The organism is Arthrobacter sp. TE26545, from assembly GCF_056279005.1.
Map to the genome: position 1 here is coordinate 3,087,817 of NZ_JBWBQM010000001.1, position 14,666 is coordinate 3,102,482.

Sequence of the window (14,666 nt, forward strand, 5' to 3'; positions counted from 1 at the left end):
TCAATCCGAAAGGTCCGCCCGGATCAGGGCTTCAGGAGCCACAGCATTTGTTGGCTGCCATCGCCTGCTAGACGTAGCCGTCAACGATTGCGGCAGCGATCTCCTTGTAGGCGCGGCGGGTTTCCGGCCGCAGCACGTCCAGGGTGACGAGGTCGCCGTCGGCCACTCCCCTGTCGTGGGGCACGGCGATCAGCTGGCGGCAGATCCCGGAGAGGTGTTCCTCGATCGCGCTCTTGTCCACACGGGAGGAGACCTCGTCCTTGTCCGTGATGACCACGATCGCGTTGCGGGCCAGGTCCTCGTAGCCGTGGCTGGCGAGCCAGTGCAGGGTGCTGCGGGCCCGCTTGGCGCCGCTGACGGCGTACCCGGCGGCGATGATGAGGTTGTCCGCGGACTGCAGGATGCCCTTCATGGCGTTGTGGGTGACGCCGGTGCCGCAGTCCGTCAGGGCCACGGAATAGTAGCTGGAAATCAGCTGGCGGATCTTCAGGTACTCCGCCGCGGTGAGGGAGTCCGAGACTTCCGGGTCCTGCTCCCCCGCAATCAGGTGCAGGCGGCCGGCGTGGTGCATGTAGCGGGACAACCCCGTCAGGGAGTCGATGCTCTCCAGGTTGCCCAGCAGGTCGGTGATGGTGCGCGGGGTGGACCGCTGGTAGATGCCTTCGCCGAGCGCCCGTTCCACGAGGTCGCCGGAGTCCGGGTTGGCGTCGATGGCGCACGGCGGGTCCCCGCGGTATTCGGCCAGGGTCAGGCCCACGCCCACTGTGGTGGAGGTCTTGCCGATACCGCCCTTGAGGCTCAGGATCGCGGTGTTGAAGCTGCCCTGCAGCTGCCGGGAGATCCGGCGCGCCAGCTCGTCTTCCTGGCGCTGCTTGGCGCTGGGACCCATGTTCCAGGCACCGCCGGTGAGCCGGTAGACGGCTCCGCGGAACCCGCCGACGGGCCGCGGCTTCTGTTCCCTCACGAAAGCACCCGGGGAGCTGATGGAGTCCGGCATCGGCGCCGAGCGCAGCGCCGCGCGTTCCGCCGAACGCGCCGAGCCGGGCACCTCTTCCGTGACCGGATCGTTGACGACGGCGGCATCCGGTCCGGGCGTCTGGCCTTCCCACCCCGCAGTTGCCGCGGTTCCTGCCGCGGTCTCTTCCGCGAGGCCCGTTTCGGTGCCGGTGGCATCGGCCGCGGCGGCCGCCGCGGCCCAGGAGCTGCTCTGGATGAGTCCGCCCGAGGCGGTTCCCGGTTCTGGCTTGTTTGCGGGGACGATTGGCATGGTTCCTGTCCGGGCATCGTCCTCGGCACGCCGGCGATCGCGGCGACTGCGGAACTCTGGCTGCCCTTCGGTAGCGGTAGCTGGGTCGTTGTCGTTCTGCACGGAATCCGCCATGGTGTCGTCCCCCCGGACCCGCAACGGCCGGCGCTGCGGAGCTCGATTGAAATGCATCAAACGCTAAGTCTAAGCGCCCGTCGACAACGCTGCAGTTCAAGACCGCCTTCACGCTCCGGTCCACCCTGCGCTGTGTGACAAAGCGAACACACGCAGGAACAAGTCGCGGCAGGCTTCGGGAGACCATACTCCCTGCATGAGACCTTCACCACAGTCCCTTGGGCAGCCCTCCATGACGGCACCGCGGCAGGAGCTGCGGCGCGATGCGCTCGGCGTCGGCGGCATCGTGTTCCTCGTCCTCGCCGCGGTGGCACCGCTGACCGGCATCATCGTGATCGCAACCATCGGCATCGCCGTGGGCAACGGCGGCGGCATGCCCGGTTCCTTCCTCATCGCCACTGCCATCCTGCTGCTCTTCGCAGTCGGGTACGCCCAGATGGCCCGAACCCTGGTCAGCGCCGGCGGCTTCTACGCCTTTGTCGTGCGCGGCATGGGCCGGCCGTTCGGACTCGCCGCCGGCTTCATCGCCATGCTCGGCTACAACTGCTTCGTCGCCGGAGCCATTGGAACTTCCGGCTTCTTCACCGCGACAGTCGTCAAGGACCTCAGCGGCCTGGACCTTCCCTGGTTCCTGTGGAGTCTGGTCTCGGTTGCCGCCGTCTTCCTGCTCAGCCGCCGCGGCATCGATGTCAGCGCCAAGGTCCTGGGGGTCTGCCTGGTGCTGGAAGTGTCGATCCTGCTGGTCCTGGACTTCTCGGTGCTGTTCCGCCACGGCTTCGCGCCCGCAGCATTCTCGCCCGAGTTCGTGTTTTCCGGCTCGCTGGGCCTCGGACTGCTGTTTGCCGCCAACTGCTTTGTGGGCTTCGAGGCCACCGGCCTCTTCGGCGAGGAAGCCAGGGATGCGCGCCGGACCATCCCGAGGGCCACCTATCTGTCCATCCTCTTCATCGGCGCCTTCGCGGCCTTCACCAGTTGGGCGATCGTCAGCGCACTCGGAGTGGAGCAGGCGCAGGGAACTGCCGTGGAACACCTGGCCACCGGCGACTTGGTCTTTGCGATTTCCACCGAATACCTGGGCGATTTCCTGACCAAGGCCATGATGGTGTTGCTGCTTGTCTCCCTCTTTGCGGCGCTGCTGGCCCTGCACAATTCAGCGAGCCGGTACATCTACGCCTTCGGACGCGTCGGCGTCCTCCCGCCCGCCCTGGGCCGCACCCGCCCGGGCAGCGGCGCCCCGCAGAACGCCAGCATGGCCCAGCTGGCCTTCGGCACGGGCATTGCCTTCACCTTCTGGCTTGCCGGGCTCGACCCGATCACCGCACTCACCGCGTCCATGACGGGCTTCGGAACCCTCGGCATCCTGAGCCTGCAGCTCATGGCGGCTGTGGCCGTCGTCGTGCATTTCCGGCGCCAGCGGGACCCGAGGCTGTGGCGGACGCTCGCCGCCCCCGGCCTCGGCGCCGTGGGCCTGGCCCTGATCGTCGGGCTGGCGATCGCGAACTTCCCGGCGCTGGCCGGTTCGGACAACCCGGCAATCGGCGCCCTGCCCTGGCTGCTGGCGGCCGCCGTCCTGGCGGGCGTGGCCACTGCGGCATGGCTGAAGTCCCGGCGCCCCGCCGTCTATGAGGGGCTGAACCTGGACCTCGAACGATTCAACTGATCAGTGGGACGTCTCCTGGAGACGTTTGATGAACCAGCGCGACTGCTCGGGACCGTACGGCAGCACGGGGATCGCCTTGGTGGCGTCGGTGGGCATGTCGCGGATGGACTGCCGGGCCTGGCGGACCGCGGTGCTCATCGTGTCGGCGAGGGTCTTGACGAACTGGTCACTGCAGGGCTTCCCGTGGCCGGGGATCAGGAACTCGTAGCGGTGGCGCAGGGCTGAGATGTGCCGCAGCGCATCCGCCCACTCTTCCGGGTAGGAATCTTCGAAGGAAGGGTGGGCGCCCTGTTCCACCAGGTCGCCGGCGAAAAGGGTGCTCGGAGTGCCCACCAGCAGGTCGCCGTCGGTGTGGCCGCGGCCCAGGTAGAACAAGGTGGCGGTCAGTCCGCCCAGGTCCACCAACACCGGCTGGTCCTTGACGATGGCGTTCGGGATGACGATCTCCACCGCTTCCCCGCTTCCGGCGGCCATTTCCGGCTCGATGTCCGCCACCAGGCGGCGCTGGTGGTCGGCGTCGTCGTCGATCGTCGCGGCACAGTTGACATGCGCCCAGAACTCAGTGACGCCGGCATCGGCGAACACCGCATTGCCGAAGAAGTGGTCGTAGTGCGCGTGGGTGTTGACCACCACCAGCGGCAGCTGCGTCTTTTCACGGACGGCTGCCAGGATTTCCCGGCCCTGGCGGGGCCCGCTGCCGGTGTCGATCACCATGGCCCGTTCCTGGCCCGCCACCAGGCCCGTGTTCAGCAACCGCCCAGGGGTTTCCAGCACATAGTTGTCCGGGCCTACTTCGAGCCAAGCTGACATTTCGTCTCCGTATCCAGATGCGTTCCGGCGGTGTCCAGGCCTTGATTCTACCCACGGAGCGGCGGCACAACGGGGAGGAACGGCTTCGTGCCAGGCGCGGCTGCATCGGTCTTTTGCGAACGCCCGACGGCGGCGCGCAAGCTCTTGTTTCCCGCCCCGCCGTCTGCTTCCCTGAAGGTGTGCCGGGCAGCAGACGGACCACCTCCGGCGTGGTTGCTCCCGACCGGCGGAAGGGGCATCTGCCATGGATTCCTTGTGGCATCAGAACGGCACCAGGATCGACAGCGATCAGTTCACCCCCGGAGGCAGCTACGACGTCGTCGTTGCGGGCGCAGGGATCACCGGACTGGCCACCGCCGTCATGCTTTCCCGGGCGGGCCATAGCGTCCTCGTCCTTGAAGGGCGCCACGTCGGGGCAGCGGCCACCGGGAACACCACGGCCAAGCTGAGCCTGCTCCAAGGCACGGTGCTGTCCGGGCTGCGCAGCATGTTCTCGATCCGGCAAGTCCACGCCTACGTGGACGCGAACCGGGCGGCACAGGAGTGGCTGCTGGACTACCTCGAGGGGCGCGGCGTGCCGTTCCAATACCGCGACGCCTACACCTTTGCCACCACCACTGCGGGAGCCGAGCGGCTGCGCACTGAACTGGAAGTGTCGCTGGCGGCCGGCCTGCAGGCGGAGGCCACCCGCGAAACGGGGTTGCCGTTCGACGTCGAAAGCGCCCTGCGCCTTCCGCGCCAGGCCCAGTTCAACCCGATGGACGTGCTGAGGGCGCTCGCTGCGGATGTCAGGGAGGCCGGCGGAAGCATCGTCGAAGGCGTGCGGCTCATGAACGTCCACGCCGGCGATCCGCTCACGGTGATCACCCGGCGAGGCGACGTCCGCGCCGGGACGGTGGTCCTGGCCACCGGCACGCCTGTCCTGAACCGCGGACTCTACTTTGCCAAGCTCCGTCCCAACCGCTCCTATGCCGCAGCGCTACGGCTCCCGGACGGCGTCAACCCACCACCGGGAATGTACCTCTCCGCCGAGCCCCCCACCCGTTCGATCCGCGACTATCCGGGACCCGACGGCGGAACTTCCGACGGCGCGGCCCCCGACGGCAGGCTCCTGCTGGTCGGCGGCTTTGGGCACCCGGGCGGACGGGCGCCGTCGCCCAAGGCCAATCTGGAACAACTCATAGCCTGGGCACAGGGACACTATCCGGGCGCCGAGGTCGCGCACACGTGGTCCGCGCAGGACTACCAGGCGGTCAACCTCATGCCCTTCTTCGGCAAGCTGCCCCGGGGCCGCGGCAAGATACTCTTCGGCACCGGCTACAACAAATGGGGCATGACCAACGGCGTGGCCTCGGCCTTGGACATCGTCTCCGACATCACAGGCAGCCCCCAGCCTTCCTGGGCACGCACCATCCACCAAAGGACCACCGGTCCCCGGGGTGCGGCGTCGGCCGTGTCATTCAACATGGACACCCAGCTGCAGAACCTGCGGGACAACGCCGCGCTGAAAGACAAGCCCGAGATCACCGAAGAAACCACACCTGCGGAGGGCACCGGCGTCACGGGGCTGTTCCATGGCAAGCCCGCCGCGGTCTGCACCGTGGACGGAGTCACCTGCCGCCTGTCCGCACACTGCGCCCACTTGGGCGGCATCCTGCACTGGAACGACGCCGAACAGTCCTGGGACTGCCCGCTCCACGGTTCCCGCTATTCAGCCTCGGGCAAGCTCCTGGAAGGTCCGGCCACTCACAACCTGCTCAAGCTGCAGTAGGATTCCCGCCTCCAAGGCCTGGGAGCCTAGAGGTCCGAGAGCACTATGCCCGGGTTCTCGATGGCGTCCGCCACGTAGCGGAGGAACCCGGCCGCAGTTTCGCCGTCGCACACCCGGTGGTCGAAGGCGAGCGTCAGCTCGGTGACCTTCCGCACCGCGAGCTGGCCGTCCACCACCCACGGCCTGTCGATGATCCGGCCGAGACCCAGCATCGCCACTTCGGGGTAGTTGATGATTGCGGCCGATCCGTCCACGCCGAACACCCCGTAATTATTCAGCGTGAAGGTGCCGCTGCCCAGTTCGGCCGGGGTGGCCTTGCCGTCGCGTGCGACGGCGGTGAGCCGGCGGATCTCGGCGTCCAGTTCGCGGGCGCTGAGCCTGTCCGCACCGCGGACCGAGGGCACCACGAGGCCGCGTTCAGTCTGGGCGGCGAAACCAAGGTTGATGCCGCTGAAGGCGACGATCTCCTGGCTGCCGTCCGTCAGGGTCTCGAAGCGCGTGTTCAGCTCCGGATACTTCTTCAGGCCGGCTGTGACGAAGCGGGCGATGAATGCCAGCAGGCCCGGTGTACGGTGCTCTTCGCGCTTCTTCAGCTCTGCCCGCATCTCCAGCAGCGCGGTGGCGTCCACGTCCACCCACACCGTGGCTTCGGGGATCTCGGAGCGGCTCCGTGCCATGTTCGCGGCCACAGCCTTGCGCACTCCGCGGACCGCCGAACGCGAGGCCACCGGGAGCCCGGTCCGGGCATCCACGGGTCCAGCCGGCGCTTCCGCGGGAGCCGTCACCGGCACGGCCTTCCGCGGCTCGGCGATGGCGGCCTCCACATCGCGCCGCAGGATAAGCCCGCTCTCCCCCGAGCCGGGAACGGTATCCAGGGAAACCCCGTGGTCCCGGGCCATTTTCCGCACCAGCGGAGAAATCACGGCGGACAACTTGCCAGGAACCCGCGACGGTCCCGCTGGGACTGCAGCTGCAGGAACCCCGACGGCGGCAGGAACCTTCCGAGGCCGCGTCCGCCGGGCCTCTCCCCCGCCCGACGTCCCGTACCCAATAAGCACATTCCCGGACCCGGCCCGCTCCTCGGTCTGGTACGTTTCGGCGGCAGAAGGTGAGCCAACAGCCGAGGCCGGACCAGGCGATGCCGCCGGCGACATACCCGCCGAAGCCGGAGCGGATGATGCCGCCCCGGGAGTGGCCTCGGGCCTTCCTGAGGTGGACTGCTCGCTGCTTGCAGCAGAGCCGTCCACCGAAGGGGCGGGGGCGGCATCATCCGCGGAGGCCCCGGAACCAACAGCGGACCCAGCGGACCCGCCGGAACCAACAGCGGACTCCGGTGCAGAAGCCCCAACCGGAGCCACGGAGATCAGCGGCTTCCCGACGTCGAGCGTCTGGCCAGGCTCGCCGTGCAGGACGGCCACGGTACCGGCGTACGGCGACGGCACCTCTACGACGGACTTTGCGGTTTCGACCTCCGCGATGGGCTGGTCGACGCGGATTTCGTCGCCCACGGCCACGAGCCAGCTCAGCAGTTCGGCTTCGGTGAGGCCTTCGCCGAGGTCCGGGAGGCGGAAGACTTGCAGTTCGGCGCTCATGGTCAGTTCTCCCATTGCAGCTCGTCGACGGCGTCGAGGATGCGGTCGACGCTTGGCAGGTAGTAGTGCTCCAGCTTCGGAGCGGGGTACGGGACGTCGAAGCCGGTGACCCGGCGGATCGGGGCGGCGAGGTGGTGGAAGCAGCGTTCCTGGACGCGGGCCACGATTTCGGAGGCCACTGAGGCGAAGCCGTGCGCTTCGGCGATCACCACAGCCCGGCCGGTCTTGCGGACGGACGCAGAGACCGTCTCGTCGTCGAATGGCACGATGGTCCGCACGTCGATCACCTCCAGGGAGCGGCCTTCCTCGGCCGCTGCCGCCGCGGCGGCGAGCGCGGTGGGAACGGAGGGGCCGTAGGCGATCAGGGTGGCGTCCGTTCCGGAGCGGGCGACGGCGGCCCGCCCCTCGCTGCTGTTTCCTGCGGCGCGGTTGGCGGCGTGTTCGGCGGCAAGGGCGTCCAGGTCCACCTGGTCCTTGGACCAATACAGCTTCTTGGGCTCCATGAACATCACGGGGTCGTCGGAGTCGATCGCTTCGCGCAGCAACCGGTAGCCATCGGCCACGGTGGCCGGGGTGAAGACCTTCAGGCCGGCCGTGTGGGCGTAGTACGACTCGGAGGAGTCGCAGTGGTGCTCCACGCCGCCGATCCCGCCGGCGTAGGGCACCCGGATGACCATGGGCAGCTTGAGGGCGCCCCGCGTACGGTTATGCATCTTGGCCACGTGGCTGACGATCTGTTCGAAGGCCGGGTAGGCGAAGGCATCGAACTGCATCTCGATGACGGGCCGCATGCCGTTCATCGCCATGCCCACGGCCATGCCCACGATCCCGGATTCGGCCAGCGGGGTGTCGAAGCAGCGCTGTTCGCCGAAGGTATCCATGAGGCCGTCGGTGATGCGGAAGACACCGCCCAGGCGGCCGACGTCCTCGCCGAAGACCAGCACCGAGGGGTCGTCGCGCATGGCGTCGGCCATGGCGGTGTTGAGGGCCTTGGCCATAGTGACGCTCTGGGGGGCGGTGCTTTCCCGACGCGACGGGGTTTCGGCGACGGCGGCTGCTGCCGCGGCAGCCCTGGCGGTGGCGGCGCTGACGTTGCCGTTCGCCTCCGATGACGTGGTGATGGTCATTTTGCGCTCTCCTCGCGTGCGAGCTCGTCTGCCAGGAGCGCGGATTGTTCCTGCAGCTGCGGTGTGGGCTTGGAAAAGACATAGCGGAAGAGGTTCTGCGGCTCCACCGGAACGTCCTCGCCGAGGCCCTCGCGCAGCTGCGTGGCAACCGCTTCGGCGTGTTCCGAGATCTTGGCGGCGCCGTCGTCGTCGAGCAATCCGCGGCTCCTGAGGTAGGTGTCCATGCGGCTGAGCGGATCCTTGGCTTTCCACTCGCTGACCTCGGCGTTGTCGCGGTAGCGGGTGTCGTCGTCGGCGTTGGTGTGGGCCTGCATACGGTAGGTGTTGGCTTCGACCAGCAGCGGCCCGGATCCTTCGCGGGCAAGCTTCACGGCCCGGTCCAGCACGGCCAGCAGGGCCATGAGGTCGTTGCCGTCCACGCGTTCGCCGGCCATGCCGTAGCCCACTGCCTTGTGCGCCAGGGACGGTGCCACGGACTGGTGGCTCAGCGGCACTGAGATGGCGTACTTGTTGTTCTGCACGAAAAAGATCACCGGCAGGTGGAAGACCGCGGCGAAGTTCAGGGCCTCATGGAAGTCCCCTTCGCTGGTGGCGCCGTCGCCGCACATGGCCAGCACCACGGTGTCCTCGCCGCGGAGCTTGGCGGCGTGGGCCACGCCGACGCCGTGCAGCAGCTGGGTGGTCAGCGGGGTGCACTGGATGCCCACATGGTGTTCCTGGGGGTTGTAGCCGCCATGCCAGTCGCCGCGGAAGATGGTCATGGCCTGCACGGGGTCCACGCCCTTGGCCATGACGGCAACGGCATCCCGGTAGGTCGGGAAGAGCCAGTCGCCCTCGTCCAGGCACATGGCGGCGGCCACCTGGCAGGCTTCCTGCCCGTGGCTGGAGGGGTAGACAGCCATGCGGCCCTGCCGGACGAGCGCCGAGTTCTGGTCGTTGACGCGGCGCCCGACGACGAGCTGCTCATAAGCGGCCATGAGTTCGGCATCGCCGGGGATGGGGTATTCGTGGCCGGGTTCGGTGCCTTGTTCGGCGTCCGGCTTGAGCGTGCCGTCCGGGGCCACCATCTGGATCTGGCGGCGTGCCGGGAGCATGTAGTCCTCGACGCTGATGCCGAACTTGCGCCGAACTTCGGATGCCTGGTCCGTGTTGGACTCCTGGCTTGCGGAGATCGTCATTGGTCCGTCCTTCGCACATGGGTCCCTTCCCGCCACAAGGTGGCGGGCGCTCGGGACGACGATTGCACTATTTGCCTCAAGTATGGTCCTTGGCGAAGTTTCGTATCCAGTGTTGACCCGAATCATGGAAGAGCTTTCAGAAACTGGCTAGTCTGAAAGACGAATTGCAGAATGTGAGCTGGGTTACCGGCCGCAGGTGGACGAATTGCGCAGGTGTTCCTGCGGGGAGGGAGGGGCCGTGGCCGAAACGGAGCAGGAGCCGGCGGAGGCTCCACAGGAAGTTTCCTTGGATGACGTGGACCGGGACATCATCACCGAGCTCACGCGCGACGGACGGATGTCGGTCACGCAGGTGGCCGGCAATGTGCACATCAGCCGAGCCCACGCCTATTCCCGGATCGGGCGCCTCACCGGCGAAGGGGTCATCACCAAGTTCACGGCCGTGGTGGACCCGGTCAAGGCCGGGCTGAAGTCCTCGGCCTACGTAACGCTGAAGGTGCAGCAGCATTCCTGGCGGACCCTTCGCGAGCAGCTCCGGGCGATCCCCGAGGTCCAGCACATCGCGCTGGTAGGCGGCAGTTTCGATGTGATCCTGCTTGTACGCGCCACGGACAACGTCCACCTGCGAAGGGTCATTTTCGACCAGCTCCAGTCCATGCCGGGAATCATTGATACCCAGACTTTCCTCGTGTTCGAGGACGTGGACACCCGCTAGGACTCCAGCAGCCCCAGCAAGTATTTCCCGTAGCCGCTCTTCATCAGCGCTTCGGCGCGGTGGCGCAGGTCATCGGCAGAGATGTAGCCCTGGCGCCACGCGATTTCCTCGGGAGCGCCGATCTTGAAGCCCTGCCGGTTTTCCACCGTGCGCACAAAGCTGGAGGCATCGTTAAGGTCGGCGAAGGTTCCGGTGTCCAGCCAGGCGGTCCCGCGGGGAAGCACCTCCACGTGCAGCTTTCCGTTCTTGAGGTACGTCTGGTTGATGTCCGTGATTTCCAGTTCGCCGCGCTCGGACGGGCGCAGCCCCTTGGCGATGTCGATGACGTCGTTGTCGTAGAAATAGAGCCCGGGAACCGCGTAGTTGCTCTTCGGGTTCGCCGGCTTTTCCTCGAGCGAAATGGCCTGGCCGGCGTCGTCGAACTCGATCACGCCGTACGCCCCCGCGTTCTGCACCCAGTACGCAAAGACCGCACCGCCGTCGACGTCCGTGAAGCGCTCAAGCTGCTGGCCCATGCCGGGTCCGTAGAAGATGTTGTCGCCCAGCACCAAGGCCACGGCGTCGCTGCCGATGTGCCGCTCCCCCAGGATGAACGCCTGGGCCAGGCCGTCCGGCGAAGGCTGCTCGACGTAGCTGAGGCTGATCCCGAACTGGGAGCCGTCGCCCAGCAACTGCTGGAACTGCCCGGCGTCCCGTGGCGTGGTGATCACCAGGATGTCGCGGATTCCGGCGAGCATCAGGGTGGACAGCGGGTAATAGATCATCGGCTTGTCGTAGACCGGCACCAGCTGCTTGCTGATCCCGAGGGTGATCGGGTGAAGCCTTGAACCCGTCCCCCCGGCCAGGATGATCCCGCGCATACGCCAAATCATGTCCTCCCGGCTTTGCTTCCGCAAGGCTAGAGTATGGATCCATGGAGAAGATCCTCGTTACGGGCGGGGCCGGATTCATCGGGTCCAACTTTGTCCGTTACGCCGTGGCCCACACGGATTACGAGATCACGGTCCTGGATGCCCTGACGTACGCGGGGCATCTGGAATCGCTCGCGGGGCTGCCGCCGGAGCGGTTCCGTTTCGTGCATGGGGACATCGCCGACGCCGGCCTGGTGGACGGGCTCATGGCTGCGGTTGACGCCGTGGTCCATTTCGCCGCCGAAACCCATAACGACAACTCGCTCCACGAGCCGCGGCCGTTCCTGGACACCAACGTGACGGGCACCTACACCCTGATCGAAGCCGCGCGCCGGCACGGGACCCGCTTCCACCACATCTCCACCGACGAGGTCTACGGAGACCTCCCGCTGGGCGATCCGGAGCGGTTCACCGAGACCACCCCGTACAACCCGTCCAGCCCGTACTCCTCCACCAAGGCCGCCTCCGACCTCCTGGTCCGGGCATGGGTGCGTTCCTTCGGGCTCCGCGCCACGATCAGCAATTGCTCCAACAACTACGGGCCGTACCAACACGTGGAGAAGTTCATTCCCCGCCAGATCACCAACGTCCTGGACGGTGTGCGGCCAAAGCTCTACGGCGCGGGCCGGAACGTGCGGGACTGGATCCATGTGGACGACCACTCCTCCGCGGTGCTGGCCATCCTGGAGAACGGGAGGATCGGCGAAACCTACCTGGTGGGCGCCGACGGCGAACGGTCCAACAAGGACGTGGTGGAACTGCTGCTCGAGCGCATGGGCGAGGACCCGGGCGCTTACGACCACGTGCCCGACCGGCCCGGCCACGACCTGCGCTACGCCATCGATTCCGGGAAGCTGCGCGCGGAACTGGGCTGGACGCCGTCGTACTCCGACTTCGCCGCCGGACTGGACGCCACGATCGCTTGGTACCGCGACAACCAGGACTGGTGGCGGCCGCAGAAGGAGGCGGCCGAGGCCCGCTACCTTGAGCAGGCAAGGCGCCTCCAGGCACACGGCGCACAGGAATCCCTGTGAGCCCGCAACTGGCGGTCCGGGAGACACCGATCCCCGGTCTGCTGCTTGTGGATTTGCCCGTGCACGGCGACAACCGCGGCTGGTTCAAGGAGAACTGGCAACGCCGGGCCATGACCGCGCTGGGGCTGCCAGACTTCGGGCCGGTCCAGAACAACGTCTCCTTCAACGCCACGGCGGGCACCACGCGCGGCATCCACGCCGAGCCGTGGGACAAGTTCATCTCCGTCGTGGCGGGCCGGGCCTTCGGGGCGTGGGTGGACCTTCGCGAAGGGCAGGGATTCGGCCGGCTGTTCACCGCGGAGCTGGACCCGGCCACGGCGGTGTTCGTGCCCCGCGGCGTGGGCAACGCCTTCCAGACCCTGGAAGACAACACCGTGTACTCCTACCTGGTCAACGAGCACTGGTCGCCCGAGGCCGAATACACGCTTCTGAACCTCGCCGATGAAACCGTGGCCGTGCCGTGGCCGCTCCCGCTGGACAGCGCCGGACCGCACCGCGCCGAGGTCTCGGAGAAGGACCGCGGGCATCCACGGCTGGCCGGGGTGGTGCCGGTGCCGCCGCGGCGGACCCTGGTGCTCGGGGCGGACGGCCAGTTGGGCAGGGCGCTGCGGGCGGTGTACGACGGCGAGGCCGCCGTCGAGTTCGCCGGGCGGGACAGCTTCGACCTCGCTTCCCCGGAGGCCTTCGGCTCGCGTAACTGGAGCGACTACGAAACGGTCATCAACGCCGCCGCGTTCACCGCCGTCGACGACGCCGAAACAGCAGAGGGCAGGCGCGCCGCCTGGAAGATCAACGCCGCCGCCGTGGTGCGGCTGGCGCGCACCGCCGTCGAGCACCGGCTGGCCCTGGTGCACGTTTCCAGCGATTACGTCTTCGACGGCGGTTCTTCGCTCCATGACGAGACGGCACCGTGGTCACCGCTCGGGGTGTATGGGCAGTCCAAGGCCGCCGGCGAGGCCGCGGTCGGCGTCGTGCCGCGGCATTACATAGTGCGCAGCAGCTGGGTCGTGGGCGAAGGCAGGAACTTCGTCCGCACCATGGCCTCCCTCGCGGCGCGCGGCATGAAGCCATCCGTGGTGAACGACCAGACCGGAAGGCTCACCTTCGCGCAGGACCTTGCCGCCGGGATCAGGCACCTGCTGGACTCGAAGGCTCCCTACGGCAGCTACAACCTCTCCAACAGCGGACCCGCGCAGAGCTGGGCGGAGATCGCCGCGGATGTCTTCGAACTTTGCGGCCGGCCCCGCAGCGACGTCACCGGGGTGTCGAGCGCCCAATACTTCAAGGACAAGCAGGCTGCCCCGCGCCCCTCGAACAGCATGCTTGACCTCGGCAGGATCGAGGCCACCGGCTTCTTCCCGCCGCCGGCTGCCGGGCGGCTCAAGGAGTACGTTTCACGCTTGGCTGATTGATCCGAGGAACTCCACCACGTCTGCGGCCACACGTTCGGGGCATTCCCACAGCACCAGGTGCCCGGTGCTTTCGTAGATCACCAGATGGGCGCCGGGAATCCGGGCAGCGAGGGTTTCCTGCTGCCGCCGCGGCAGGAGGGAGTCGTGGACGCCCCAGAGGATGAGAGTTGGCGCCGTGATGAGGCCTTGTTCCGTAGGCGGGACAGCCTGGCACAGGCCGTCCAGGATTCCCTTCCAGGCCCGGGCGGGCATCGCCACACCGTCCCGCACCCGGTCCTCGATGTACCACGCGGGCACGGCGTGCAGCAGTCGGAACCAGGACAGCGAATCCCGCACCCATAGCTCGTCCACGGGATCACTCAGCCGCTCGACGTCAGCCGCGACGGCCGGCCGGCTGCGGAGGCTGAGGGGCGCGCCCACGAGGATCAGCGAAGCCACCAGCTCCGGATGGTCAACGGCCAGCTGTTGGGCCAGGTAGCCGCCGCTGGAGGAGCCCAGCACGCATGCCGTGGCGACGCCGAGGGCCTCAAGGAGGGCGGCCACGTCGTCCGTCATCTGCGCGAGCGAGTACCCGCCGTCGGGCTTGTCCGCGGCTCCCTGGCCCCGCAGGTCCGGCGCAATAACAGCGGTCGACGGCGGCAGGAGCGGCAGCAGGCGGTCGAAGGTCCGGCGGGACTCACCCCAGGGGTGCAAGAGCAGCAACGGCACACCGCCGCGCGGCCCCGCCAGCAGCGTGGGCAACGTGACGCCCGTACGGAGGGCCACCCTGCGGACCTCGGTTTCCACAGCGCCAGAGTACCGGTGCCCGAAGCGGAAGTCATTGCGGCGGCGATGCTCCTATGAGCGTTAAATTGAGCATGGTTCCTTGATTTAGGGATGGGCGTGACGGGTGGAACCGAGACCAATAGGTGCAGCCGGCAGCGGTGATGGAGTCGATGAGGGAAGTGACCTGGGACTCCTGGGAACAAGCAAAGAAAATTGTTGACAATTGACAGTTGGGCATTTAGATTCATAGAGAATCAAAAACGTTCAGCCGCAGCTCACCGACAGACGGCTGACAACCCCAAGGCCCAAT

At 67.5% G+C, this 14,666-nt stretch carries 12 protein-coding genes; 5 read left to right on the forward strand and 7 right to left on the reverse strand.

The genetic code is table 11. From position 1 onward, the window contains the following. Nucleotides 1-67 precede the first annotated feature (67 nt). Nucleotides 68-1,267, reverse strand: a complete 1,200-nt coding sequence (locus ACZ9CK_RS13975) for a MinD/ParA family ATP-binding protein (protein WP_476050231.1) — start codon at nucleotides 1,265-1,267, stop codon at nucleotides 68-70. A 310-nt stretch (nucleotides 1,268-1,577) separates the two neighbouring features. Here ACZ9CK_RS13975 and ACZ9CK_RS13980 point away from each other — a divergent pair, with 310 nt between their 5' ends. After that, complete coding sequence (locus tag ACZ9CK_RS13980; RefSeq protein ID WP_476050232.1) at nucleotides 1,578-3,041, forward strand: APC family permease; 1,464 nt, start codon at nucleotides 1,578-1,580, stop codon at nucleotides 3,039-3,041. On the opposite strand, the gene ACZ9CK_RS13985 is transcribed toward ACZ9CK_RS13980, so the two are convergent. Next, nucleotides 3,042-3,851: an MBL fold metallo-hydrolase gene (locus tag ACZ9CK_RS13985; protein WP_426299444.1), complete on the reverse strand. Its 810-nt coding sequence runs from the start codon at nucleotides 3,849-3,851 to the stop codon at nucleotides 3,042-3,044. It abuts the gene before it with no gap. 244 nt (nucleotides 3,852-4,095) lie between these two features. Between ACZ9CK_RS13985 and ACZ9CK_RS13990 the strand changes: the two genes are divergently transcribed. Next, entirely contained in the window at nucleotides 4,096-5,622 is a 1,527-nt protein-coding gene (locus ACZ9CK_RS13990) for an FAD-dependent oxidoreductase (protein WP_476050233.1), read from the forward strand. Nucleotides 5,623-5,648: 26 nt separating this feature from the next. Here ACZ9CK_RS13990 and ACZ9CK_RS13995 read toward each other — a convergent pair whose 3' ends face one another. The 3 genes from ACZ9CK_RS13995 to ACZ9CK_RS14005 are packed head-to-tail and all read right to left on the reverse strand — an operon-like array spanning nucleotide 5,649 to nucleotide 9,519. Then, nucleotides 5,649-7,214, reverse strand: coding sequence for a dihydrolipoamide acetyltransferase family protein (locus tag ACZ9CK_RS13995; RefSeq protein ID WP_476050234.1), 1,566 nt, complete (start codon nucleotides 7,212-7,214; stop codon nucleotides 5,649-5,651). A gap of 2 nt (nucleotides 7,215-7,216) precedes the next feature. Next, nucleotides 7,217-8,341, reverse strand: coding sequence for an alpha-ketoacid dehydrogenase subunit beta (locus ACZ9CK_RS14000; RefSeq protein WP_426299450.1), 1,125 nt, complete (start codon nucleotides 8,339-8,341; stop codon nucleotides 7,217-7,219). After that, complete coding sequence (locus tag ACZ9CK_RS14005; protein WP_426299452.1) at nucleotides 8,338-9,519, reverse strand: thiamine pyrophosphate-dependent enzyme; 1,182 nt, start codon at nucleotides 9,517-9,519, stop codon at nucleotides 8,338-8,340. Before ACZ9CK_RS14005 ends, ACZ9CK_RS14000 begins: the two co-directional genes overlap by 4 nt. Nucleotides 9,520-9,757: 238 nt before the next feature. Here ACZ9CK_RS14005 and ACZ9CK_RS14010 point away from each other — a divergent pair, with 238 nt between their 5' ends. Continuing rightward, nucleotides 9,758-10,234, forward strand: a complete 477-nt coding sequence (locus ACZ9CK_RS14010; protein WP_476050235.1) for an Lrp/AsnC family transcriptional regulator — start codon at nucleotides 9,758-9,760, stop codon at nucleotides 10,232-10,234. On the opposite strand, the gene rfbA is transcribed toward ACZ9CK_RS14010, so the two are convergent. After that, on the reverse strand, nucleotides 10,231-11,094 hold the full coding sequence (rfbA, locus tag ACZ9CK_RS14015; RefSeq protein ID WP_476050236.1) for a glucose-1-phosphate thymidylyltransferase RfbA: 864 nt from the start codon (nucleotides 11,092-11,094) through the stop codon (nucleotides 10,231-10,233). The genes ACZ9CK_RS14010 and rfbA overlap by 4 nt on opposite strands. 53 nt (nucleotides 11,095-11,147) lie before the next feature. Between rfbA and rfbB the strand changes: the two genes are divergently transcribed. After that, nucleotides 11,148-12,179, forward strand: a complete 1,032-nt coding sequence (gene rfbB / locus ACZ9CK_RS14020; protein ID WP_426299454.1) for a dTDP-glucose 4,6-dehydratase — start codon at nucleotides 11,148-11,150, stop codon at nucleotides 12,177-12,179. Further along, nucleotides 12,170-13,591: a sugar nucleotide-binding protein gene (locus ACZ9CK_RS14025; protein ID WP_426303500.1), complete on the forward strand. Its 1,422-nt coding sequence runs from the start codon at nucleotides 12,170-12,172 to the stop codon at nucleotides 13,589-13,591. The genes rfbB and ACZ9CK_RS14025 overlap by 10 nt, the downstream gene beginning before the upstream one ends. On the opposite strand, the gene ACZ9CK_RS14030 is transcribed toward ACZ9CK_RS14025, so the two are convergent. Then, nucleotides 13,574-14,377 carry an alpha/beta fold hydrolase gene (locus ACZ9CK_RS14030; protein ID WP_426299456.1) on the reverse strand — a complete coding sequence of 268 codons (804 nt, stop codon included), beginning with the start codon at nucleotides 14,375-14,377 and terminating at the stop codon, nucleotides 13,574-13,576. The two genes, ACZ9CK_RS14025 and ACZ9CK_RS14030, sit on opposite strands and share 18 nt — an antisense overlap. Nucleotides 14,378-14,666: the final 289 nt, after the last annotated feature.